This window comes from Paenibacillus alvei DSM 29 (assembly GCF_000293805.1).
Taxonomy (GTDB): Bacteria; Bacillota; Bacilli; order Paenibacillales; family Paenibacillaceae; genus Paenibacillus_B; species Paenibacillus_B alvei.
On the sequence record NZ_AMBZ01000001.1, the window covers coordinates 714241 to 736460 of the forward strand.

Annotated in this window: 19 protein-coding genes and 1 pseudogene; 7 read left to right on the forward strand and 13 right to left on the reverse strand. The window is 46.9% G+C overall.

The genetic code is table 11. The features are described 5' to 3' along the window. Window positions 1–13 precede the first annotated feature (13 nt). Window positions 14–727: a response regulator transcription factor gene (locus PAV_RS03295; RefSeq protein ID WP_040734906.1), complete on the reverse strand. Its 714-nt coding sequence runs from the start codon at window positions 725–727 to the stop codon at window positions 14–16. Window positions 728–867: 140 nt separating this feature from the next. On the opposite strand from PAV_RS03295, the gene PAV_RS03300 reads away from it, so the two are divergent. After that, window positions 868–1632: a class I SAM-dependent DNA methyltransferase gene (locus tag PAV_RS03300; protein ID WP_005543517.1), complete on the forward strand. Its 765-nt coding sequence runs from the start codon at window positions 868–870 to the stop codon at window positions 1630–1632. Window positions 1633–1812: 180 nt separating this feature from the next. After that, complete coding sequence (locus PAV_RS03305; RefSeq protein WP_005543518.1) at window positions 1813–3531, forward strand: phospho-sugar mutase; 1719 nt, start codon at window positions 1813–1815, stop codon at window positions 3529–3531. A gap of 159 nt (window positions 3532–3690) precedes the next feature. On the opposite strand, the gene PAV_RS03310 is transcribed toward PAV_RS03305, so the two are convergent. Beyond that, a complete protein-coding gene (locus tag PAV_RS03310) occupies window positions 3691–5547 on the reverse strand; it encodes a cation:proton antiporter domain-containing protein (protein ID WP_005543519.1) in 1857 nt (618 codons plus the stop codon). Between the two features lie 196 nt (window positions 5548–5743). Here PAV_RS03310 and PAV_RS03315 point away from each other — a divergent pair. The 3 genes and pseudogenes from PAV_RS03315 to PAV_RS03330 all read left to right on the forward strand — a co-directional run bounded on the left by PAV_RS03315 (window position 5744) and on the right by PAV_RS03330 (window position 9386). Continuing rightward, window positions 5744–6822 (forward strand): annotated as a pseudogene (locus PAV_RS03315) (M42 family metallopeptidase). Between the two features lie 558 nt (window positions 6823–7380). After that, complete coding sequence (msrA, locus tag PAV_RS03325) at window positions 7381–7965, forward strand: peptide-methionine (S)-S-oxide reductase MsrA (protein ID WP_051135073.1); 585 nt, start codon at window positions 7381–7383, stop codon at window positions 7963–7965. A 95-nt stretch (window positions 7966–8060) separates the two neighbouring features. Then, a complete protein-coding gene (locus tag PAV_RS03330) occupies window positions 8061–9386 on the forward strand; it encodes an SMI1/KNR4 family protein (RefSeq protein WP_157266561.1) in 1326 nt (441 codons plus the stop codon). Between the two features lie 99 nt (window positions 9387–9485). Here the strand turns inward: PAV_RS03330 and PAV_RS03335 are convergent, their stop codons facing one another. From PAV_RS03335 to PAV_RS03345, 3 genes are all read right to left on the reverse strand, one after another. Then, window positions 9486–10460 (reverse strand): diaminopimelate dehydrogenase, encoded by a 975-nt coding sequence (locus PAV_RS03335; protein WP_005543524.1) that lies wholly within the window; start codon window positions 10458–10460, stop codon window positions 9486–9488. 121 nt (window positions 10461–10581) lie between these two features. After that, entirely contained in the window at window positions 10582–12021 is a 1440-nt protein-coding gene (locus tag PAV_RS03340) for a sensor histidine kinase (protein ID WP_040734911.1), read from the reverse strand. Next, window positions 12018–12725 carry a response regulator transcription factor gene (locus PAV_RS03345; protein WP_005543527.1) on the reverse strand — a complete coding sequence of 236 codons (708 nt, stop codon included), beginning with the start codon at window positions 12723–12725 and terminating at the stop codon, window positions 12018–12020. The genes PAV_RS03340 and PAV_RS03345 overlap by 4 nt, the downstream gene beginning before the upstream one ends. A gap of 328 nt (window positions 12726–13053) precedes the next feature. Between PAV_RS03345 and PAV_RS03350 the strand changes: the two genes are divergently transcribed. Then, window positions 13054–13392 carry a L,D-transpeptidase gene (locus PAV_RS03350; RefSeq protein WP_005543528.1) on the forward strand — a complete coding sequence of 113 codons (339 nt, stop codon included), beginning with the start codon at window positions 13054–13056 and terminating at the stop codon, window positions 13390–13392. A gap of 188 nt (window positions 13393–13580) precedes the next feature. On the opposite strand, the gene PAV_RS03355 is transcribed toward PAV_RS03350, so the two are convergent. The 6 genes from PAV_RS03355 to PAV_RS03380 all read right to left on the reverse strand — a co-directional run bounded on the left by PAV_RS03355 (window position 13581) and on the right by PAV_RS03380 (window position 20380). Continuing rightward, window positions 13581–14582: an ABC transporter ATP-binding protein gene (locus PAV_RS03355; protein WP_005543529.1), complete on the reverse strand. Its 1002-nt coding sequence runs from the start codon at window positions 14580–14582 to the stop codon at window positions 13581–13583. Then, entirely contained in the window at window positions 14579–15586 is a 1008-nt protein-coding gene (locus PAV_RS03360; RefSeq protein ID WP_005543530.1) for an ABC transporter ATP-binding protein, read from the reverse strand. The genes PAV_RS03355 and PAV_RS03360 overlap by 4 nt, the downstream gene beginning before the upstream one ends. Further along, a complete protein-coding gene (locus PAV_RS03365) occupies window positions 15553–16536 on the reverse strand; it encodes an ABC transporter permease (protein ID WP_005543531.1) in 984 nt (327 codons plus the stop codon). The genes PAV_RS03360 and PAV_RS03365 overlap by 34 nt, the downstream gene beginning before the upstream one ends. After that, window positions 16533–17501: an ABC transporter permease gene (locus PAV_RS03370; protein ID WP_005543532.1), complete on the reverse strand. Its 969-nt coding sequence runs from the start codon at window positions 17499–17501 to the stop codon at window positions 16533–16535. Before PAV_RS03370 ends, PAV_RS03365 begins: the two co-directional genes overlap by 4 nt. A 109-nt stretch (window positions 17502–17610) precedes the next feature. Continuing rightward, window positions 17611–19311: a peptide-binding protein gene (locus tag PAV_RS03375; RefSeq protein WP_193372980.1), complete on the reverse strand. Its 1701-nt coding sequence runs from the start codon at window positions 19309–19311 to the stop codon at window positions 17611–17613. 301 nt (window positions 19312–19612) lie between these two features. After that, entirely contained in the window at window positions 19613–20380 is a 768-nt protein-coding gene (locus PAV_RS03380) for an N-acetylmuramoyl-L-alanine amidase (protein ID WP_005543534.1), read from the reverse strand. Between the two features lie 354 nt (window positions 20381–20734). Here PAV_RS03380 and PAV_RS03385 point away from each other — a divergent pair, with 354 nt between their 5' ends. Beyond that, on the forward strand, window positions 20735–21364 hold the full coding sequence (locus tag PAV_RS03385) for a hypothetical protein (protein ID WP_005543535.1): 630 nt from the start codon (window positions 20735–20737) through the stop codon (window positions 21362–21364). Window positions 21365–21582: 218 nt separating this feature from the next. Here the strand turns inward: PAV_RS03385 and PAV_RS35810 are convergent, their stop codons facing one another. After that, window positions 21583–21690, reverse strand: coding sequence for a hypothetical protein (locus PAV_RS35810; protein ID WP_005543536.1), 108 nt, complete (start codon window positions 21688–21690; stop codon window positions 21583–21585). Between the two features lie 178 nt (window positions 21691–21868). Continuing rightward, window positions 21869–21976, reverse strand: a complete 108-nt coding sequence (locus PAV_RS34435) for a YjcZ family sporulation protein (protein WP_005543537.1) — start codon at window positions 21974–21976, stop codon at window positions 21869–21871. Window positions 21977–22220 lie beyond the last annotated feature (244 nt).

Sequence of the window (22220 nt, forward strand, 5' to 3'; positions counted from 1 at the left end):
TGCTTCCTCTTGTTCAACTCGAAGTCGGACATTCGAATTTATATCCAATTCGTACAACAGTCGTAATTAGCTTGCCCTTATCGCCTAGCTTTTGGCGAATATTGCCCATATGCGTATTTATCGTCCGATCGTGGCCCACATACTCATATCCCCATATTTTCACAATTAACTGTTCTCTTGTGACGACGATTCCTTGATTCTGCATTAAGTGCAGTAAGATCTCGAATTCTGTATAGGTTAAATAAACACGTTCCCCATCCACCATGACCATTCGTGAAGGGAGATGAACATAAATGCCGCAACAGGATATTACATCTTCCGATCCTTGCGCCGTTTGCTCCTGAACTGGTGATACCATTTGCCGTGGCCTGCTGTTCAGCAGCCGTTTCGCTCTAGCCATCAATAGCGGAGGGCTGTATGGCTTCGTAACATAATCATCAGCCCCTAACTCAAATCCAAGCAGCGCGTCCTGTTCGTCCTCCCGAGCAATCAGCAAAATGATGGGTACATCAGATATTTTTCGAATATGTCTGCATAAATCCCAGCCGTTCAGCCCAGGCAGCTTCACATCGATTACGACTAAATCAATGGCATGTGCTTGGAACAGCTCCAGACCTTCTTTCCCGTCTGATGATTCCCACACACGATGTCCCTCATTCTCGAAATGATTCTTCAATAATTTCCGCAATAGCGACTCATTCTCTACGACAAGTATCGTACGCTGCATCATATCTGCTCCTATAGGTGCCGCCACTCGCAGCAATCGTGTTTATGCGAACAGCTCCACATTCATTTGACACACCTGCTAACAGCGATTTACAATCCAACCATATTTATAATTATATTTTGTATATTAAGGAGGATATTATGAGCTTCACGGAATGGGATTTATCTGAATATGAAAATCCTTCATTATATGATAGGGAAAATCAGGGCTGTCCAGAACTCCCCCTGCTTCTCTCATGGCTTCAAAAACAAGAATCCGGTGCAGTTCTTGATCTAGCCTGTGGAACAGGAAGACTGACGCTGCCTGTCGCTGAAGCAGGATACTCAGTGATCGGTGTAGATCTTCACGAAGGGATGCTTGAACAAGCTCGTGCGAAAGTTTCGCCAGCATTTGATATTCAATGGATTCATCAGAATCTGACGACATTAAATCTGCAATGCAAAGCACCACTTGCCTATATGGTAGGCAATTCATTTCAACACTTCTTAACGAACGAGCTTCAAAATCGTTTGCTTCAATCGGTTCACAACCAACTTGCAGATACCGGAATCTTCATATTTGACATGCGCTTCCCTACTGCGGACGAACTGCTTCAGCCGCAAGTGGAAGAATATTGGCGCACCATACAGTTGGATTCACAGCTTCATTGCGATGTATATACGATCGCTGCTTACGATCCATTGGCGCAAATACAGCACTATACAACGATTCGCCGTTTTCGGGAGCAGGATCGTCTCGTGCGGGAACGCACAACAACCATCGATCTTCGATACACTTATCCGCAGGAGTTGTCGAGATTGCTCGAGCTTAACGGATTTGAACTGCTTCATGTGCACGGAAGCTGGTCTGCGGAGCCGCTTCAATCCTCTTCCTCATCGATGGTTGTCATCTGCCGCAAGGCTTAGGTGCCGATACAAAAGCATCAAGTCGCTTGGTAAATCATATATTGGTTCCATTGTTCAACTGATCATACACATACAGGAAGGAACAGGAATATATGATTTTTACACATGCAGGAGGCTTCATTATCCAGTACAATAGGGTAAGTAACCATCAGGTAAATGAGTTAGAGGAGGATGTAACGAATGGACACTGCACTGCGTGCACAGCAGGCTTACGATGTGTGGTTGAACGATGCGCACATCGATGAGGCGACAAAAGCGGAATTGCAGCAGATTGCTGGCAACGAACGAGAAATTACTGACCGTTTCTATAAAGACTTGGAGTTTGGTACAGGCGGCTTGCGCGGCGTCATCGGCGCAGGAAGCAACCGCATGAACGTATATACAGTAGGCAAGGCGACTCAAGGTCTTGCGCAATTTTTGAAGGCAGAGGAAGACGCTCCTTCCGTGGCAATTGCCTACGACTCGCGCCATTTTTCTCCGGAATTTGCGCTTGAGGCAGCATTGGTTCTGGCCGGCAATGGCGTTAAGGCGTATGTATTTGAGAGTCTACGCCCTACCCCTGAGCTGTCCTTTGCCGTGCGGAATTTGAAGGCAAGCGCCGGCATCGTAGTCACAGCAAGCCACAACCCTCCGGAATATAACGGATATAAAGTGTACGGCAATGATGGCGGTCAAATCACTCCGCATACAGCTTCACGCGTCATTGCTGAAATTCGCGGCATCGAATCATTCGCCAATATTCAGAAGCTTAGCCGCGAGGAAGCCGAAGCACAAGGTTTGCTCGTATGGCTCGGCCAAGAGATGGATGAAGCATACATAAGCGCTGTAGCTTCCGTCAGCCAGAATGAAGACATCATTCGGGCATCCAGCGATTCATTCCGTGTGCTGTATACACCGCTGCACGGTACAGGTAACAAGCCGGTACGCGCCGTTCTGGATCGCATTGGATTCCAGCAGGTTCGCGTCGTGGCAGAGCAGGAGCTTCCAGACGGCAGCTTCCCTACGGTGAAATCGCCGAACCCAGAAGAGCGCGAAGCCTTCAGCATCGCAATCGAACAAGCAAAAGCTTGGGATGCTGACATTATTATGGGTACGGATCCAGATGCAGATCGCATGGGCGCAGTCGTGAAGGATGCGGCAGGCGAATATGTTGTACTGACAGGCAACCAGTCTGGTGCCATTATGGTACATTATTTGCTGGATGCGATGAAATCCAAGGGCACCTTGCCAGCAAACGGAGCGGTTATTAAAACGATCGTCACCAGCGAGCTTGGCGCAGCTATCGCTAAGTCCTTCGGCATGACAGTGTTCAACACGCTTACGGGATTCAAATACATTGGCGAGAAAATGACCGAATTCGACCGCACAGGCGAGCATGCCTTCATCTTCGGCTACGAAGAAAGCTACGGTTACCTGGCAGGCAATTATGCGCGCGATAAAGATGCAGTCATTGCCGCTATGCTCATCTGTGAAGCTGGCGCTTATTACAAAGCACAGGGAAAAACACTCTACGGAGTGCTTCAAGAGCTGTATGCCCAGCACGGCTACTATCTGGAAGGCTTACAAACACGCACCTTAAAGGGAGTGGAAGGTGTGGCCATCATTCAAGGCATTATGAACAATTGGCGCGAAGAAACGCCTACTACTGCCGGCGGTGCCAGCATTACGCTGACTGAAGACTTCGCACAAGGTCTGTACGACCTGCCGAAGGAAAATGTACTCAAGTTCCACTTAGAAGACGGTAGCTGGTTCTGTCTCCGTCCATCCGGAACAGAGCCGAAGATTAAGATGTACTTTGCAGTAAAGGGCTCGTCCAGCACAGATGCTGCGGATCGCTTGCAGCGTGTATCCGAGGACGTCATGTCACGCATAGACGCATTTATTGAAGCACAATCGTAATCATCATCCATAAATTATGGCTACAGACATCTGTCACGCCGTCCCCATGATTTTTTCTTGGGACGGCGTTGTTTATAGGGATGGGGAATAAACAAACAGCAGTTCCAGAAGCCGGCTATCACTTCCTGGAACTGCTGTTATTCATAGCGGCTGCTTTCGCTACATACTAAGCTCCAATTCCCTCTTCAATTCTTCCACATACTCGACTGAGCCCGTGACAATCAAGCGATCTCCAAGTCGAAGCGCTGTATCCCCGTGCGGAACGATCGAATCCTGCTCCCGGAATAAGCGAACAAAAATAACATCTCCCGTGAATGGGAACGAACGAATCCGCATGCCGTTATACTTGCGGTTGTTCAAATTGATCTGATACAGTGATGTCTCCTGATTCGTCAGGATCCGAATGACACTTGGCGATTCAATTAATGCCTGAAGCAGCGTCTTCGCGGAGAACAATGCAGAAAATACGTCGATATCGCGATTGCGCAGCGACTGTTCCAATTGCGGTGATGCTACTGCCGCGATAACACGTTCAACTCCTGCAGCCTGTGCCCATACCGCCAGCTCGGCATTGCGACGCTCCTCGCCGGTCGCAAAGACGATAAGATCCGCATCCAAAACTCCGGATCTCTCCAGCGTATGCGGAGAATAATCCGGAATATTTGCAACAGCCTGCAAGGAAGACGAATGACCATTCATTTCTTCATCGGTATCCTCTGCCGTGCGATACATGGCTGCTTCATACAGGTTCTCGTTCAGATCCCGCATGGCCAGCATCGTCATCTGGTTGGCTCCGACAAAAGCAATCTTCTTCCGTGTCTCCACCTGCTTTACGCCCGGGAAGATCTTCTTGAAGCCAATGGGTGAGATGATACTCGCAATTACTGCGACAAGGATAAGCGCTCCCGACATGCGAGCATCGATGATTTCAAGCCGCTCGCCGATCTTCGCCGCTGCAATAACAAGCGACAGCGTGGATGTCAGCAGGAACCCGGCTGCAAGAGTTGTTCGCATATCATACCAGCGTTTCAGGACGAGCGATGGCAATACCTTGGACAACAACAGCGCCAAGAACAGCAGCGGAATTAAAATGTAGATCGACGTATCGCCGAACAAGCCGAGAAGATCCATTTCCGCTCCAACCATAACGAAGAAGATCGGAATAAAGAAGCCATAACCAAAGGAATCCAGCTTTTGCACCAAATCATGGTTCGGCGACAACAGGGAAACTAGTACCCCTGCTAGGAAAGCTCCTAAAATATTTTCAGCGCCAAGTGTTTCCGACAATGCTACAAGCACCATCATTAAGGTGAAGACGGCACGAATGCCAATCTGCACTGTTCCTGTAGACAACGCTGCAAGGAACGAGCGGTTTTTGAACCGTTTGCCGACAAAGAAGAACAGCACGCCCACCGCAAACAACAAAAGAAGCAGCCAGGAATTCGTTCCTTCCTCTCCGTAAATCGCTGCAAAAACCGCGAGCAAAACCATCGTGACCAAGTCGGCAATAACGGCAACAAGGAGAATTATTTGCCCAATATTGGTCTTCATAATATGAACATCCTTCAAGGTTGGCACGACGACGCCAAGGGATATAGTCGAAATAATCAACGTCATCAAGAAGGCATTATCAATGAATCCGGCTGACACGAATAAATAGGACAGTCCCAATGACAATACGAACAGCAGCGCAAATATGATGAACGATGTCCCTAGCGGATGCGGCGCTGTTTTTCCGCTCTCAAGCACCTCACGCTTTTTGTTCCCTACAAATGCTGCGAAATCGATCTCTAAGCCGCTCAAGAACATTAGAAAAATAAGCCCGAGTGTGGATAGCATAGACAGCCATTGATCCGGCTGAATGATGTCAAGACCGCTCTTCCCGATAATAAGCCCGACAACAATTTCCGCGACGACGACAGGAATAATCGCCAGTCTAAGCCGATGCAGGACGATTGGCGTCAGGAAGGCAACAACTAGGACAATAACTAATGATGTTAACGAATGATGATCCAATCCAGTTCCTCCTTACTCTAAAGCTTCATGCGTCCCCTAGTGCAACATCATGAAACAATGATTGAAAATGTACATTTTTGCTTTCCATTTCATAGATCAATATGAGCTATGACCTCTTGTTGCACGCTTGCATCCTGGATCAAATCGGTTCATACTTAAATGATGAACATGCTTTACTGATGAAAGGAGCAACCCCATGCAACAGGAAACGTTAGAACTATTCCGCACGCTGACGGAATTCCCTTCCGCTCCCGGCTTCGAACGGGAACTGCGTGCCTTGGTAAAAACCGAATTATCCAAATATACAGATGAATTCGTGCACGATGCGCTAGGCAGTGTCTTTGGCGTTATGCGCGGCGACGAGCAAGGCCCTCGCGTCATGGTAGCCGGACATTTGGATGAAGTCGGCTTCATGATTACGCAAATTACACCGAACGGTATGTTGAAGTTTCAACCGCTCGGCGGATGGTGGGGACAAGTCGTCCTAGCCCAGCAGGTTGAGGTTATTACTCCTAACGGCCCGCTTCCAGGCGTTGTAGGCTCTATTCCGAAGCATCTGCTTGATGAAGCTACAGCGAACAAGCCTGTAGATGTGAAGCATATGTACATCGACATCGGTGCAGACAGCCGCGAAGAGGCTGAACAGGCAGGCGTTCGCCCAGGTCAGCAAATCGTTCCGGTTTGCAAGTTCACTCCACTGCTTAATCCTAAAAAATTATGGCTAAAGCATGGGACAACCGTTATGGCGTCGGCCTTGCTATTGAATTAATGAAGGAGCTTCATCGTGAGCAATTCAAGCTGCCGAACACCTTGTTCTGCGGTGCAACTGTTCAGGAGGAGGTTGGTCTTCGCGGTGCGCGCACATCTGCCAACTTGATTCAGCCGGATATCTTCTACGCGCTGGACTGCAGTGCTGCGAATGATATGACTGGAGATGTGAATTCCTTCGGCCATCTCGGCAAGGGCGCATTGCTTCGCATTCTCGATCCAACGATGATTACGCATCGCGGCCTAGTAGAGTTTATCCAAGATATTGCGGATACGTATCGCATCCCTTATCAATATTTTGTCTCCCCAGGCGGAACAGATGCAGGCCAAGTGCATTTAAGCAATAAAGGCGTGCCTTCTACCGTAATTGGCGTATGCGGACGCTATATCCATACACCAGCATCCATCGTTCATACTGACGATATTGATGCAGCCAAGGAACTTCTTGTTCAATTGGTGAAGCATACAGACCGTACAACATACAACACGATCGTGGAACGTTCGTAACGCTATTTCTTAAACCAAATCGGCTGGATGTAAACGAGGTTGTACATAAGTCGATGCAACGAGAGCGCAGCCCTGTTCCCTGAACAGCAGCTGCGCTCTTTGTTGTATGGCCTCATTCCAGCCCAAGCTATATAGTTCATTTCGCATAATGAAGCTCGTCCAGCCCTGAGAAATAGTTCGTACTGATCTCCTATTCCACTCCTCTCCCAGACTGGCTATGCATAGTATATGGGAATGTTCATATGCCCATTCACATTCTGATATGCTGTATATTCGAATCCCCTCTTCATTCAACTGCCATATCTCCACATTCAGCTAAATAAATATTCATGTGCTCGTTCCTCCTTGGCAGGTGAATCGTCTCGCGGTACACTGAAACATAAAGCTAGTGTTCCATCGATATATACTGAAACATAACGGCGTTCGCGTGGTTATGCTCTACACGCATCGGTCTATGATTTCAAATCATCCAATGCTCCATATTCATTTTTCTTCTTATAGCAGACTTCAAAAAGACAATCACATAATCTAATAACTAGAACCGGGAGGGCAACTATGATGACAACGCCTGCTGATCAATCTACATTCGGGGAGTCGAAAGCACAAAATAATAGGACGGAAATTGCCACCTTCGCTGGTGGATGCTTCTGGTGTATGGTGAAGCCATTTGACCAGTGGGATGGCGTACATCGCGTCATATCTGGCTATACAGGAGGACATATTCCGAATCCGACGTATGAGCAGGTCAAATCACAAACGAGCGGGCATCTGGAGGCGGTACAAATCACATACGATCCGGACATCATCTCCTATCATACAATGCTGGAGCTGTACTGGGCACAAATCGATCCAACCGATGAGGGCGGCCAATTCCAGGATCGCGGTGAATCGTATACAACAGCTATCTTTGTGCATAGTGAGGAGCAGCGCCAACTAGCTGAAGCATCCAAGTTGGCTCTTGCGGAAAGCGGGCGCTTCGACAAGCCTATCGTGACGCCAATACGTGATGCTGCCCCCTTCTATCCTGCAGAAGACTATCATCAAGACTACTATCGCAAGGATCCGGAGCATTATAAGGAAGATCGCGCCAAATCAGGACGCGACGAATTCATTTCTCAATATTGGATAGCAACGGATAAATAAGCGTGTTCTAGAATTGAAATCATGTTGGTTCGATATGTAATGAAACGGAGGAACGAGCGATCGATACGGAACAATTTGTGCGGGACTTTACCCAATTGGTACCACGCCAAACAATGGCCGATGGCGCGGGAGCAGAAGATTTCAAGCCTATTGAAAGCATTACAGGATACGTGCTGCCCGATAATTTCAAGCAATTATATAGCATGCATAACGGCGAACGGCCTGGCGAGCATCTGTTGATGCTAGGGTTCTACTGGTTGACCCTGCAAAATATTGAATATGAAATCCGTCTTCAACTAGAGATTGCCGCCGATTATGAGTTTGACACGATCTCGTACCAGAAGGATCATATCCAAGAGGTCACTTGGAATCCCGGCTGGATTCCGTTTGCTGCCGATGGTTCTGGCAATTTCATCGAGCTTGATCTTGCACCTGGCCCAAAAGGCACAAAGGGACAGATTATTAGCTGTGGCCGTGATGAACAAGAAATGGTCGTCATTGCCGATTCGCTGGAATCCTTTTATTCCTTTATCCTTGAGCAGTTCCAGGCAGGGCGCTGCGGTTACGATCAAGAGAATCAGCACGTTCTATGGAAAACAGGCCATTTGTTCGATGAATTGAAGGAGCTTCTACTTCCCTCTGACGGTACGAATGAAGCAGATTTTACTAACTGGTGGAGTCACTTGGATGCACAATGGAAACAGGAAATCATGCGCGTCCTCGGCAAAGAACCAAGCTCCTTCACACAAATCAAGGCTGTACGTTTCTTTTTTGTATGCGACGAGGAAATTACTGACCTGTCGCCCCTCTCTACATTCAAAAACATCAGAGAATTGTGCCTGCTTCGCCAATCGATCCAAGACATCAGCCCGATTATGACTTTGGTAGATTTAAAAAAGCTTAGTCTAGCGCAAATGCCGTCGATTACGGACATTTCGCCATTGGCATCGCTTCCTGCATTGCAGGAGCTCAGCTTGTATAAGTCTGGCGTATCGGATATTCAATCACTGTCCCAGTTCCCAGTTCTTAAGAAGATAGGGCTGGAAGGCTTGCAGCTGGATTCGCTGGAACCACTCTCTCAGTGCAAAAAATTGCAGGAATTGTCCCTCTCCCATATCCCTGAGTCTGCGTATGAAGTGCTCTCTCGCCTCAAAAATATGAAGCAGTTGGAGATAGAGGGAACGGTCAGGAACATTGATTTCTTAGCAAATATGAAGAAGCTCGTGTCGTTGAAATTAGAAAAGGCGGAAGATGGCTGCTATGATATATTGGCGACGCTGCCGAAGTTGAAACATATTACTTGCTCGTATGAGATGTTCCAAGCGACGCATTCTCTATTCGGGCAGAAGATCCATTATACGTTGATGGGCAACACGACAGAGTCTGAATTACAAGAATATAGTGATTACGTCTTGAATTGACAAGGACGACTGAATTTCATAGAGACGAAAGAATATAAAAACAGCAGTCCGCATGTTCATGCTGGGACTGCTGTTTTTTGTAGATTCCTATCCTATATATTACAGCAATTCCTTGCGGAGCTGCTCTGGAGACTTCGGAGACAACAAGCCGAATGGAATGTCGAATACAGTGCGAGCACCGGATTCACCGCGTTTTGCCAGACGAGATACGGCACGTGCATAAGCAACGAGCACGCTAGCTGTGAACTCAGGGTTGCTGCCCAGATTCAAGCCGAACTCCATAATTTGTGACGTGCCTTCACCTGTTACGCCGCTGCGGAATACGAGACCGCCATGCGGCATTGCAGAATGGTTCGCCTTCAACTCTTCTTCACTGATGAAGTTCACGATTGTATCGTAATCTGCGAAGTAGTTCGGCATAGATTTGATTTCTTGCTCGATGCGAGCTTTATCAGCGCCTTCTTCTGCTACAACAAAGCATTCACGAAGGTGCTTCTCGCGAGTGGACAATTCAGGGTTTTCCCCTTGGCGTACCCTCGTTACAGCTTCCTCGGAAGGAATTGTGTACTGCACACCGTTCTTAACGCCCTCTACACGGCGGATCGCATCGGAGTGTCCTTGGCTCACGCCACGTCCCCAAAATGTATATTCATTGCCTTCTGGAAGCACGGATTCGAACAACAGACGGTTCAAGGAGAATACACCTGGATCCCAGCCTGTCGAAATGACAGCTACATGTCCGTTCGCTTGTGCAGCTTCATCTACAGATGCAAAATATTCTGGGATACGCGCGTGCGTATCAAAGCTGTCTACGGTGTTGAACATGCGTGCAAGTTCAGGACCTTGCTCTGGAAGATCTGTTGCAGAACCTCCGCACAAGATCATAACATCTACTCTATCTTTGTAAGATTCCGCATCGTTGAGCGAGATGACAGGAACCTCTGCTTGAATGGATTCTGGGCTGCGACGAGTGAAAATACCTACAAGTTCCATATCTGAATTTTGGCGGATCGACTTCTCTACGCCCTTACCTAAGTTACCGTAACCTACAATACCTATACGAATGGATGACATGAGGTTGCTCCTCTCTATTTCTGAAATCATGGACTAGTATAATATATAAAGCAGATTTGCACAAAATGACATAGATTATTCGCCAAACTTGTTGCATTCTGCTGCTACTTCTCTGTAGCTGTCATTTCGTAGGGAAGCTAAACACAATACGCGCTCCCCCGCCTGGCACGTGCTCTGCTCGTATTCGCCCGCCATGCTTGACCATAATCAGCTTGGCCATATACAGCCCTAGTCCTGAATGCCCTTGATATTGCGAGCGCGAGGCGTCTCCTTGAACGAACTTGTCAAATATGGAGTCCAGCATATGTGCCGGGAATCCCGTTCCCGTATCCGTAATCGACATCTGCAGTTCACGTGCTCTCCATTCTGCCTCCCAGATAATTGCGCCTCCCGCTGGAGTGAAGCGAAGGCTGTTCGCAAGCAGGTTGTCCATAAGCTGTCTCAATCGATCCCCGTCGAGGAGCAGCGTTCCCTCCGCCTGCCGATCTGCAGGTGGACGACAGCAGAATTCAATCTGCTGCTCCGCGCACATTCGGTGCATATCCTGTGCAGTCTCCTCCATGAAGCGATTAATATCAATTGGCTTACAATTCAAGCTGAACTGTGGAGACTCCATTTCTGATACCAGATTCATTTCCTGCACGAGACGGACAGCCCGCTTCGTATTCTTATCGATCGTAGACAAATATCGCTCCAGACGATCAGGGCGATTCATCCCGCCATCCAGCAATCCTTCTACATGACCTTGCACGATCGCAAGCGGAGTACGCAGATCATGAGCCAGTGCAGCAACCATCTCGCGCCGCCGCTGCTCCATCTTCCACTCGCGCTGCAATGACAAATAGAGTTCACGCCTCATCTCGTCGAAAGCCTTCATAAGTTGTGCCATTTCAGAGGTGCCTTCATAAGAGAAGCTAAAGTCTAGATCCCGCTGCTGTACCCGCCTGGTGCCTTCAATTAACTCTTCAATCGGGCGGCTCAGCTCACGGCCAAATCTTTTGCCGAACAACCAAGAAAATAAAATAACAAAAAGAAAGGGCACAAATAGAACTCCTATAACTAGGAATCCAAAATAGGGTCTTAGCTTGGATTTCTCAGTGACACCAGCAGACAGTATATAGTTGAGGATGACCGCACCTTGCAATTCCTCCTCTTGATTTATGATCGGCAATACGTTGCGGGCATGTCCCATACCTGTCATTCCACTTGCCTTGAGAAGCTGAATCAGCTCCCGCCCACCGCGTACTTTCGGGTCGGTCAGCGACCCATACACATACTTCCCTTTACGATCAACAACCGCGTAGCGCATGCCCTTCTCATCTATCAGTTGTTCGAGGCGCGCCTGATTCCCCTTATTCAGTAAGCGATCTCCTTCTGTTTCTACTAACTTACGTATGGACGGAATTTTCTTTTCGTAGTAATTGGCCGGCCTGAATGTGCCGCTATCATAGGATTGAAGCCATATGAAGCCTCCCCACACGACAATTGTAAATACCAGACTCGCTCCAATTACCCATACAAAGTAAGTAATAAACTGACGCTTAAAGGAGTGCATCCTCATTCCTGCACCTTCCATTTATAGCCGATGCCCCATACGGTTTCGACCCAGCGGGACTGTGCATGGGCTGCTGCCATCTTCGCTCGAATGTTTTTCACATGCTCAGTTACAGTTGTATCGTCTCCAAGAGCTTCTATGCCCCATATTTGCTCATAAATATGCTCGCGAGAAAATACTTGTCCCGGATGGAATGCAAGCAGCTCCACAATTGCAAATTCACGGTTCGTTAGCGGCAATCGCTTCCCTTCGCAGCGAAGCTCCCTACCCTTTGCATCGACTATAAACACACCATATGTAAGTATCCCCTCATGATGATCCTGCCTCTGCAAATGACGGCGTTCCCTTCTCAGATGCGCTTCGATGCGAGCCTTCAACTCACGCATGCTGAATGGCTTGATCATATAATCATCGCCGCCTGCTGCCAACCCGTATATCCGATCCGCCTCACTTACTCTCGCACTAACAAATAGAATAGGACAAGTGACAATATCTCTAACCTGCCTGCACCATTCCACCCCATCCGTACCCGGCATCATCACATCAAGTACAATCATATCCGGCATCTGTTTCGTAATAAGCTGCTGAGCTTGCTCGGCATGATGTGCCGTGCGTACCGTGTATCCGGCATCCTCCAGTGAATCACGCACGAACACCGTCATTTCTTCCTCATCATCTACAAGCAATATATTGATTTCTGACCGTTCCATGCTTCTGCTCTCCCTCTTCCTTGCAGTACAAGATTGCATTTCTGTACGAGTTATCTCTATTCCTCTTCAGAAATTACTCCTGTTAATTATGATCCTCATTAAATAGGAGCCATATTAAATAGAGATCGATATTAATCATATTCAATATAAATCATGATCACTAATAAGTATGATCTCCATTAACTATACTCCCTATTAATCAAGATTTTATAAACGAATCACTGTATTATCATTCTTTCTACATACACGTTGCGTCTTCAGAGCTTTACTTACAATATGAACCCCTATCTCCGCATCTGCATATGCTGATCAAGAGGAGTTGGGCGATATGCCGCAATATCGAATTATTGTCGATCTGACTGCACGCAGGCTGTACTTGCTGGATGGCGACACCGTTGTCCGAGAATATCCTGTTGGTATCGGCAAAATGCTCACACAAACCCCCACAGGGGAATATACCATCATTAACAAAGCCCCGAACCCTGGAGGGCCGTTCGGCGCCTTCTGGATGGGGCTGTCGAAACCCCATTATGGCATTCATGGCACGAATGATCCTGCTTCTATCGGCCATCTCGTATCTCACGGCTGCATACGCATGTACAATGAAGATGTTCTGCAACTCGCTGCATTGGTTCCTATTCATACACGGGTCACGATACGACCATAGTGCCTACTGTGTGAACTGTATTTTCCCTAACAACCGCACCTTCCCTAATAAAATAATGCCCCTTTCCTGCTGCAGAGAAATAAGTTCTCGTAACGCAGCAAGAAAGAAGCATTATTCACAATAACCCCATCAGCACTTTCTCGTATTTCAATATTCGATACTTTAACTCGATTAAGTTCTGAGTTTTTCTATTGAGCCGCAATAGAAGTTGGATCTGCCTCCAACGGAAAATGGCAGGCTACTTGCCGATCAGAGCCAATATTCTCTAACTCTGGTGATACAAGCTTGCACTTCTCTTGCGCAAATGCACACCGCGGATGGAAGCGGCAGCCCGAAGGCGGGAACGCCGGAGAAGGCACATCCCCCTGAAGTACGATTCTTTCCTTCTTATGGTGCGGGTTCGGTCTAGGAATCGCTGATAGCAGCGCTGCGGTATAAGGATGCTTAGGGCTTGCAAACAGTTCCTCTGTGCGGGCTACCTCAACCAATTTTCCTAAATACATGACGCCGACTCGATCTGAAATATGCCGTACCACATTCAGACCATGTGCAATAAAGAGGAAAGTAAGGCCAAGCTCCTTTTGCAGCTTCATGAGCAAATTCAGCACTTGAGACTGAACCGACACATCTAGTGCAGATACGGCTTCATCCGCTACGATAAAGCTCGGATTAAGCGCAATCGCCCGGGCGATGCCTATCCGCTGACGCTGACCGCCAGAAAACTCGTGCGGATAGCGGTTACGTCTAGCTGGATCCAATCCAACCAGTTCCATCAATTCGACTACACGCCTATTAATCTCTTTAGAAGATGCCTTATGATGTACGCGCAGCGGTTCTCCTATGATGTTCTGGATATGAATGCGTGGATTCAAGGATCCGAAAGGATCCTGAAATATAATTTGCATATCCTGCCGCAGCCGACGCAGCTGCTTCGTATTCATATTCTGTATTTGCTTTCCGTCAAAAAATACAGCTCCGCTTGTTGGCTTCTGCAATTGGAGAATGGCTCTGCCAAGTGTTGATTTGCCGCAACCCGATTCCCCAACAAGACCAAACGTCTCCCCTTTGTTAATAGTGAAGGTTACATCATCTACAGCCTTAACGTGGCCGACTACTCGGTTGAAGAGACCTGTCTTGATCGGGAAATACTTCTTCAGGTTGCGAACTTCAATTAATGATTGATCCATCATGCTCGCTTCACCTCGGATTGTCCGTCATTATCGCTGTGGTACAACCAACATGCCACCTGATGATTGCTCCGGATTTCTCCTAACGCAGGTTCGTGCTGTCGGCATTTGTCCTCCACCTTCGAACAGCGTGGATTGAAGCGGCATCCCGAAGGCAGGTTGTTAATTCCCGGAATTGTCCCTGGAATCGTGTATAATTCCTCGCCTCTTGCTCCTTCCAAGCCTGGAATCGACTGCAAGAGACCAATTGTATAAGGATGAGAAGGATGGTCAAATATTTCTTCTACGCTTCCTTCCTCTACAATTTTACCGGCATACATAACCGCGATGCGGTCAGCAATTTCCGCGGCAACACCCATGTCATGGGTAATGAGCACGATCGCCATGCCGAGCTCCTGTTGAAGGCGCTGCAGCAAATCCAAAATTTGTGCCTGCACCGTTACATCCAACGCTGTCGTCGGCTCATCCGCAATGAGCAGCTCTGGTTTGCATATGAGCGCCATCGCGATTACAACCCGCTGCCGCATACCGCCTGACATCTCGTGCGGATACTGCATGGAACGCATATCTGGATCCGGGATTCCAACCATACGCAGCATGTCAATCGCCCGCGCCCAAGCTTCCTTCTTGCCTATCTTCTGATGAAGCTGCAAGCTTTCCGCGATTTGATCTCCGATCGTAAATACCGGGTTAAGCGCCGACATCGGATCCTGAAAGATCATCGAAATCTTTTCCCCGCGAACGTTAATCATTTCCTTTTGCGATTTGGCTGACAGATCTTCGCCATTAAAATGAATGCTGCCTTCGAAAATGGTTCCTCCTGCGTAATCAATTAATCGCATAATTGAAAGAGAGGCGACACTTTTACCGCTTCCGGATTCACCTACGATACAAAGTGTCTTGCCCTTTTCCACGCTAAGGGATATTCGATCTGTTGCCTTCGCAATGCCCTGCTCTGTCACAAAGCCTGTCGTCAGATTTCGGACTTCAAGAAGTTTTCGCGCCATTGCCGCATCCTCCTACGTGGAATTTTCTCTTTCTTGCGTGGGTCAAACGCATCACGGATTCCGTCTCCAATAAAATTGACCGCCAGCACCACGATAAAAATGCATGCTCCTGGATAAAGCGCTTGCGTTGGATCAACCAGCATAAATTGCTGCGCATTGCTCAGCATCAAGCCCCAGCTCGTATCAGGAAGCTGTACCCCTAAACCGAGGTAAGATAAGCCTGATTCAGCAAGTATCGCTCCGCCTACCATTAAGGTAGCGTTTACGATAATAGGAGCCGTCGCATTGCGAAGCAAATGCCTGCCGATAATCCCCCAACTGGACACACCGATCGCCTTGGCAGCTTCTACATATTGCATTTCCCGCAACTGAAGGAATGTCCCTCTCACAAGCCTTGCCGAGCCCATCCAACTCGTAAAGCTTAAAATCATGATCATATAGCTGAACTTTGCGCCAAAGATAGCCAGTACCAAAATATTCAGGAACAAGGTTGGAATAGAGTTCATAACGTCAACGAGTCTCATAAAAATCGTATCGATCCAGCTACCAAAGTATCCAGAAATCGAGCCGATAATGGTTCCAATTACAACAGAGATAAAGGCAACAGAGAAGCCCACCGATAACGATACTTGGCTGCTGTAAATAAGCCGTGACAAGATGTCTCGTCCCAATTCATCCGTTCCAAGTGGATGACCAGGACTGCCCGCTGGCAAACTTGACTTCAACATATCGATCGCGGCTGGGTCATATGGGGCAATATATTTGGCAAATACAGCAATGGCGACAAAGAACAATAGAACGATGGCTCCAGCCACTGCAAATGGATTGCTCATAAATTTCTTCCATGCCATTAAGGTCATACTTGTCGGCTTCTCCGACTTAGGGTCAATCTCTCTCGTCTTGCCGCGTCCAGGCTCGAGCTGAGCATCCTCCAAACTCGTTACACTCATGCTGATGCGCCCCCTTTGCCTATTTGTACACGCGGATCAACAATCGCGTACAAAATGTCTGCAATCAAGTTGCCAAGGACAACGATAACCGTTGTAATTAAGGTAATCGCCATAAGCACCGAGTATTCCCGTGACACGGCCATATCGACGAACAGCCGCCCCATTCCCGGCCAGTTAAACACACTTTCTGTAATGGCTGCTCCCGCTATGAGTATCGGCAAATCCAGACCAAGTATAGTAATGATTGGGATAAGCGCATTCCGCAGAGCATGACGGGTAATGACTCTTCTCTCCTTCATTCCCTTCGCTCTCGCGGTTCGAATGTAGTCCTGTCCTAGTACCTCAAGCATGCTGGATCGGGAATATTTCACATAGGAGGCCAGGAATCCTAGTGTAAGAACGGTGACAGGCAGGATCAAATGCATGAATAAATCCTGAATATCGCCTTCCTTCCCCATCGTATACATGTCGGATAAGGGCAACCAGTCCAACTTAATGGAGAAAAAGCTTTGCAAGAGAATACCGAACCAGAATGTCGGCATCGCAAACCCAATATAAGAAATTAATGAAGCAGTCTGATCAGATAGCCCATACTCAGCCGTACTATTGTATATTCCCCACGGGATCGCAATGATTAAGGCCAGCAGCCATGCAACCCCCATCAGAACAACGGTATTCTTCACCGTAGGCCAGAGTATTTCACTTACCGGCAGGTTATTCTTGAAGGTATGTCCTAAATCACCCTTCAGCAACCCGCCCACCCAACGAATATATTGAATATAAATCGGCTTGTCTAAGCCGAGGTTCTTCGCTTGAATTTTGCCTGCTTCCTGAGACAGTCCCGGCGAAAGAAAAATTTGCGTTGGTCCACCCGGTGCCGCGTGGATAAGTCCAAAGGTTACGATGGATATAAGAAATAGCACCAAGAGTGACTGCAATATACGGCGGATCAGATACTCCGTCATGGGAATCCTCCTAAATCATCGTGTGATATATAAGCACTCTCATACATAAAAGAGAGAAGGGGCAAGTACCCCTTCCCCTCATCTTGCATATTCAAATATGCTCGGTGCCTTATTCTACCCACCAGTTAATCATGCGGAACATGTATCCATATGCGAGTCCAGGTTCAGGTCGGTCCTCTTCCGCATATTTCACCCGAGGGTTCAAGCCCTGTGGTGTACCATATTGATACATGAATACATAAGGAAGATCCGTTGTGATTTCTTTACCGATCTCTGCGTATACCTTCTTGCGCTCGTTCTGATCAGCGACAGAGTAGCCTTTTACCCACAATTGATCAATTTTCTCGTTTTTATACCAGCCCGCGTTTTGGTTCGGCGGGAAGAATTTCGAGGAGAAGATGCTCTCCGCGTTCGGATCTGGATCATTTAACGACCATGCCGCCAAGACCGCTTGGTATTTACCCGGATTAATGTTCTGTTCCTGCCAAGCAGCGAAGTCAATGCCTCTCGGTTTCACTTCAATGCCCACATCTTTCAGGTTTTGTTGAATAACAGCCGCAACCTGCTCACGGCGACTGTTACCTGTATTGTATTGAAGTTCAAAGGAGAACTTGCTGCCGTTCTTCTCCAAGATGCCGTCAGTGCCAGCTTTCCAGCCATCTTCAGCCAACAGCTTTTTCGCCAATTCTACATCATAGTTATATACAACAGCCGTTTCAGCCGGATCAGCCCATGATCCAGGCAGGAATGGCGAGTTCAACAGCTTGCCCGTTCCCTTAAGAATATTGTCAACCATGCCTTGGCGGTTAAGCGCGTGAGCAATCGCCTGTCTTGTTTTCTGTCCGGCAAAGAAGCTTTCTTTATTGTCAAAGTTCATTTTGTTAAAGTTGAAGCCCATGTATTCGTATTGTGGTCCTGGAGCTAATATGACTTTGAGGTTATCGCGAGCTTGCACAGCTGCGAGTTGGGTGACTGGAATCGCTGATACAGAATCGATATCTCCCTTGATGAGAGCTTGCACTTCTGTATTTTGATCTGCGTAGATTTTGTAGATGACTTTCTGGATGTGAGGTTTTTTCGCTCCCCAGTAGTTCGGGTCTGCATCGAAGCTTAAAAATTGCTTTTGCTTCCATTCTGTCCATTTCCATGGACCGTTTGTTACGGTTTTCTCTGGTTTGGAACCGTATGGATGCTTTTTCAATTCTGTAATCGGAACATCTTTCAGGATGTGATAGGGCACTGGCTGAAGTCTAAGAGAGTAGAGGAATGGGGCAAATACTTGTTTTAACTTGATCTGAACCGTGTGGTCATCGATCTTGGTGACGGTGTCAACATGTTCGAATTGGCTAATTCCTGGGGAGCCTGCTTCTGGGTTGCGAACTGTATTAATAGTAAAAATCAAATCATCAGCGGTTACAGGTTTGCCATCGCTCCATTTCGCTTCCGGCTTCAATTTGACTGTATAGGTCTTCGAATCTTCGCTGATTTGAGGAGGTTCAGCAGCCAGAGACCACGGTTCAACGACTACGTTCGCTTGCCGATCAAGATCGTACAGGCTGGAAAAGATCAAGTTGATAGCGTCTCCAGAAGAAGTGTCACTAGTGAATAACGGGTTGGATGACACGATATCGGAGAAAGTACCTAATGTGATCGTGCCTCCATCCTTCGGCGTCAGTGCCGTATTGTTGTCCTTCGATCCTTCCGTTTTCGCTGGTTCGGCAGTTTTCGGTTCTTCTTTAGGCGGATTCGCCGTATTGCCGGAACCTCCGCACGCTGATAACAGCGATCCCATTAGTACCAAAAGCAGCATGAATGAAATCCACTTCTTTTGTGCCACATAATTCCCCTCTCTCATTTTCGATTTTTTTGTGAAGGATATATTTTCCTACACATTGTATCACCAGAATCATTGCGCAGGTAGTAAAATGATGGAAAATATTTATAATTACCGATTATATTTTTCATTTTATTGATTACTTTTTTAATTAGACTATATAGAAAGAAAAAAGAGGCGAAATCCGCCTCTTTACCACTTTACCCCAGTAAATCAACCTTTGGTATACGAGTTGCTTACAACTTCTATCTGCCGCTTCAACGAATGCCCTTATTTCTTACACTTGGATGCTGACGCTTCTATCATTTCCATTCCAAGTCACTTTCGCACCTATCGATTCAGCGATTGCCCGCACAGGTACGTAGGCGCTGCCGTTTATAATCATATTCGCAGTCTGAGGAATTTCATTGAGATATGCGACCTTGCTCGTATTATCCCATCGAAAAGGGAGACCCAGGGCAGAAGCAATATCACGAATTGGCACGTAGACAACATTGTCCTTCATAATCCCCTTCGTTGCTTCATGACCATTTACAATAATTTTGATTCCATTTTGAGCTTGAAGCTGCTGTACTTGTCCCTTGATCTGGTTTATAAATTGATCCCAGTATGGCAAAATCTCAGAAGGGCACTGCTTGCCTGACCATTTCTTGTGCGGCACGACCTGATCGATGGTTAGCTTGTCGCGCAAAAGCAAACTTGCCACGAGCCACGCAGCGTTATTCCATGCCACGTCTTTGTTCATGCCCGTATACATACATACTTCAATGCCAAGGCTTGTTAAGTTGCCTGGTCCATTTCCATCTCCCGCATGCCATCCCTGTTCGTTCTCACGCAAATGCTGGTAGATATCCTTATCATCCACGGTATAATGCCAAGATGCTTGTCTCCCACCGCTTCCATCTAGTATATATCTCGCGTGCGATTCGGCTGTGCCGCTCAAGTTGTCCGTGTTGTGGATCGTAATCCATTGCGGAGCCATGGGCTTGTTCGGCTTGTTCGGGCTTCCGTCTGGAAGCAACCTTTGTTGAATGACGATGCTCATCGTTCATCAGCTCGCTTCTGCATAGTGTACACATAGAAGACCTGCCAAGCGTGCTGTGAAAGCTGATCTATCACCAAAAAGCGTTCAAATCCGTTGAACGCTGCTTGGATTTTTGCCGTTTATGAATATCATGTTCGTCAATTCCCCTAGTTCAACGAGCCGTCGCAAAAATCTTCTATAGTAAAGAATATGTACAATGCTAGAATCTTGGCTCTGGCAATCGCCTGAGGGAAATGCTTGTTTTGGTTAAAATTTCACTTTTAGTAGGCTCCGGCCCAAAAGGAAAATGATACAATGATTTCGTGCTTTCAAGGTGTTTACTTCATGTGAATTTATTATTTAGGAGAGATACATATGGATCATGAATGGATACTAGGTAAGGAAACGCCTAATACCGGAAGAAAGTCACTCTCTACCGGCATCGTCATCATCTCTATCTTTGCAGCATGCTGTGCGATCGGCTTGTCTATTTTTACTTTGGCACATAGTAAGAAGGCGAATGATACAGCAGAGAAACTGCAGCAATCCCTCTCTAAGTTGCAAGAAGACTATGAGGAACTAAAAAGAACCAGCAGCAAACAAGGCTTTACAATCAATCAGTTGCAGAACAATCTCTTGTATGCAAATATCCAGCACGACATGGAGGAGTCTGTTGCATCCGAGCATTTGATATTGGATAAAATCTACTTTGATGATATAGCCTATCGAAAAGGAACGAGCGGTGCGACCATAGATGTTCGTAATCAGCCTGACTTTGCAAATAAATATTCAGGATCCGGTAAATTCTCTATATCAAACAAGGAATTAAGCACTGTTATAACCACATTCATGGAAGCAGCCGAGGAGCACTATGCATGGTGTTTGGATAAGTACAGCATGGAGGCCGTCGCACCAGATTGGAATGATCTTACGCACACGATCTCCGTAAACAACTACGAGATTGGAACGTATCACAACGGTGTATTTACGCCTCTTAAAAAATGAGTCATGTTATAGAAAAAGCGCGATCTCCGATTGCTCGGAAACCGCACCGTTATCAGACATTACATTAATGCTGGAGGGATTTGAATCTCCAGTCCACGGAGCCGTGGGGCGCCCCCCTCAACGGCCCTTTTTGCTTACCGGCGTTCCGATTCGACACTAGTAGATCAAACATAAACGCAATGTAAAGATACAGGGCTATGAAATGAATCGATTAAATGCTAAAAAACAAATGCACGAGAAACGATAACCAACAAGATGAACAAGACCAAGATTACACCAAGAGAGGTGAAACCTCGAAATCCACAACCTCCAACAACTTCACCCATATGAGTTAGCCTCCCTTCGTTAGTTAGCACATATACATAATATAGGAGTTACCTTCATTCTGACTCAGCTATGTCCTATACTGAAATTAATTAGGCAGTGTTAAGCGTTCAGATATAAATTTGATATTCATGGGCTGCGCCAATGACGAGCATTGCTGATTCAGATCCTTCAAATCAATTAAATAAAGCAACTACAAGCTACGATAACCAACAAAATAAACAGAACCAGTATAACGGCTGTAGAAGTAAAATGATGATGATGACGGCGATGTTCAAATTCACCCATTGAAATAGCCTCCTTCCGCTAGTACATTCATATCATATTAGGGTTGTTAAATATATGACTCGGCTGCGTCCTATTCGCGTAGAAATAATTCGAGCAAAGAGTTTATGATTACAAAAAAGAAGTCGTGAAGACAAGCAGCACAAAGTAAAGGGACAAGCCATATAGGTTTGTCCCTTTACTTGCATGCGAGAAGAAGTACACCCCGGTTCATACGCTGCCTAAATCATAAAAATGATTTGTCATT

What these genes read in the sequence shown, in the direction of transcription:
- PAV_RS03365 (WP_005543531.1), bottom strand. Translation starts at nt 16,536, where the DNA reads ATGAGTGTAACGAGTTTGGAGGATGCTCAGCTCGAGCCTGGACGCGGC.
- PAV_RS03305 (WP_005543518.1), top strand. Translation starts at nt 1,813, where the DNA reads ATGGACACTGCACTGCGTGCACAGCAGGCTTACGATGTGTGGTTGAAC.
- PAV_RS03380 (WP_005543534.1), bottom strand. Translation starts at nt 20,380, where the DNA reads ATGAGCATCGTCATTCAACAAAGGTTGCTTCCAGACGGAAGCCCGAAC.
- PAV_RS03335 (WP_005543524.1), bottom strand. Translation starts at nt 10,460, where the DNA reads ATGTCATCCATTCGTATAGGTATTGTAGGTTACGGTAACTTAGGTAAG.
- msrA (WP_051135073.1), top strand. Translation starts at nt 7,381, where the DNA reads ATGACAACGCCTGCTGATCAATCTACATTCGGGGAGTCGAAAGCACAA.
- PAV_RS03345 (WP_005543527.1), bottom strand. Translation starts at nt 12,725, where the DNA reads ATGGAACGGTCAGAAATCAATATATTGCTTGTAGATGATGAGGAAGAA.
- PAV_RS35810 (WP_005543536.1), bottom strand. Translation starts at nt 21,690, where the DNA reads ATGGGTGAAGTTGTTGGAGGTTGTGGATTTCGAGGTTTCACCTCTCTT.
- PAV_RS03300 (WP_005543517.1), top strand. Translation starts at nt 868, where the DNA reads ATGAGCTTCACGGAATGGGATTTATCTGAATATGAAAATCCTTCATTA.
- PAV_RS03360 (WP_005543530.1), bottom strand. Translation starts at nt 15,586, where the DNA reads ATGGCGCGAAAACTTCTTGAAGTCCGAAATCTGACGACAGGCTTTGTG.
- PAV_RS03295 (WP_040734906.1), bottom strand. Translation starts at nt 727, where the DNA reads ATGCAGCGTACGATACTTGTCGTAGAGAATGAGTCGCTATTGCGGAAA.
- PAV_RS34435 (WP_005543537.1), bottom strand. Translation starts at nt 21,976, where the DNA reads ATGGGTGAATTTGAACATCGCCGTCATCATCATCATTTTACTTCTACA.
- PAV_RS03350 (WP_005543528.1), top strand. Translation starts at nt 13,054, where the DNA reads ATGCCGCAATATCGAATTATTGTCGATCTGACTGCACGCAGGCTGTAC.
- PAV_RS03355 (WP_005543529.1), bottom strand. Translation starts at nt 14,582, where the DNA reads ATGATGGATCAATCATTAATTGAAGTTCGCAACCTGAAGAAGTATTTC.
- PAV_RS03370 (WP_005543532.1), bottom strand. Translation starts at nt 17,501, where the DNA reads ATGACGGAGTATCTGATCCGCCGTATATTGCAGTCACTCTTGGTGCTA.
- PAV_RS03385 (WP_005543535.1), top strand. Translation starts at nt 20,735, where the DNA reads ATGGATCATGAATGGATACTAGGTAAGGAAACGCCTAATACCGGAAGA.
- PAV_RS03375 (WP_193372980.1), bottom strand. Translation starts at nt 19,311, where the DNA reads ATGCTGCTTTTGGTACTAATGGGATCGCTGTTATCAGCGTGCGGAGGT.
- PAV_RS03340 (WP_040734911.1), bottom strand. Translation starts at nt 12,021, where the DNA reads ATGAGGATGCACTCCTTTAAGCGTCAGTTTATTACTTACTTTGTATGG.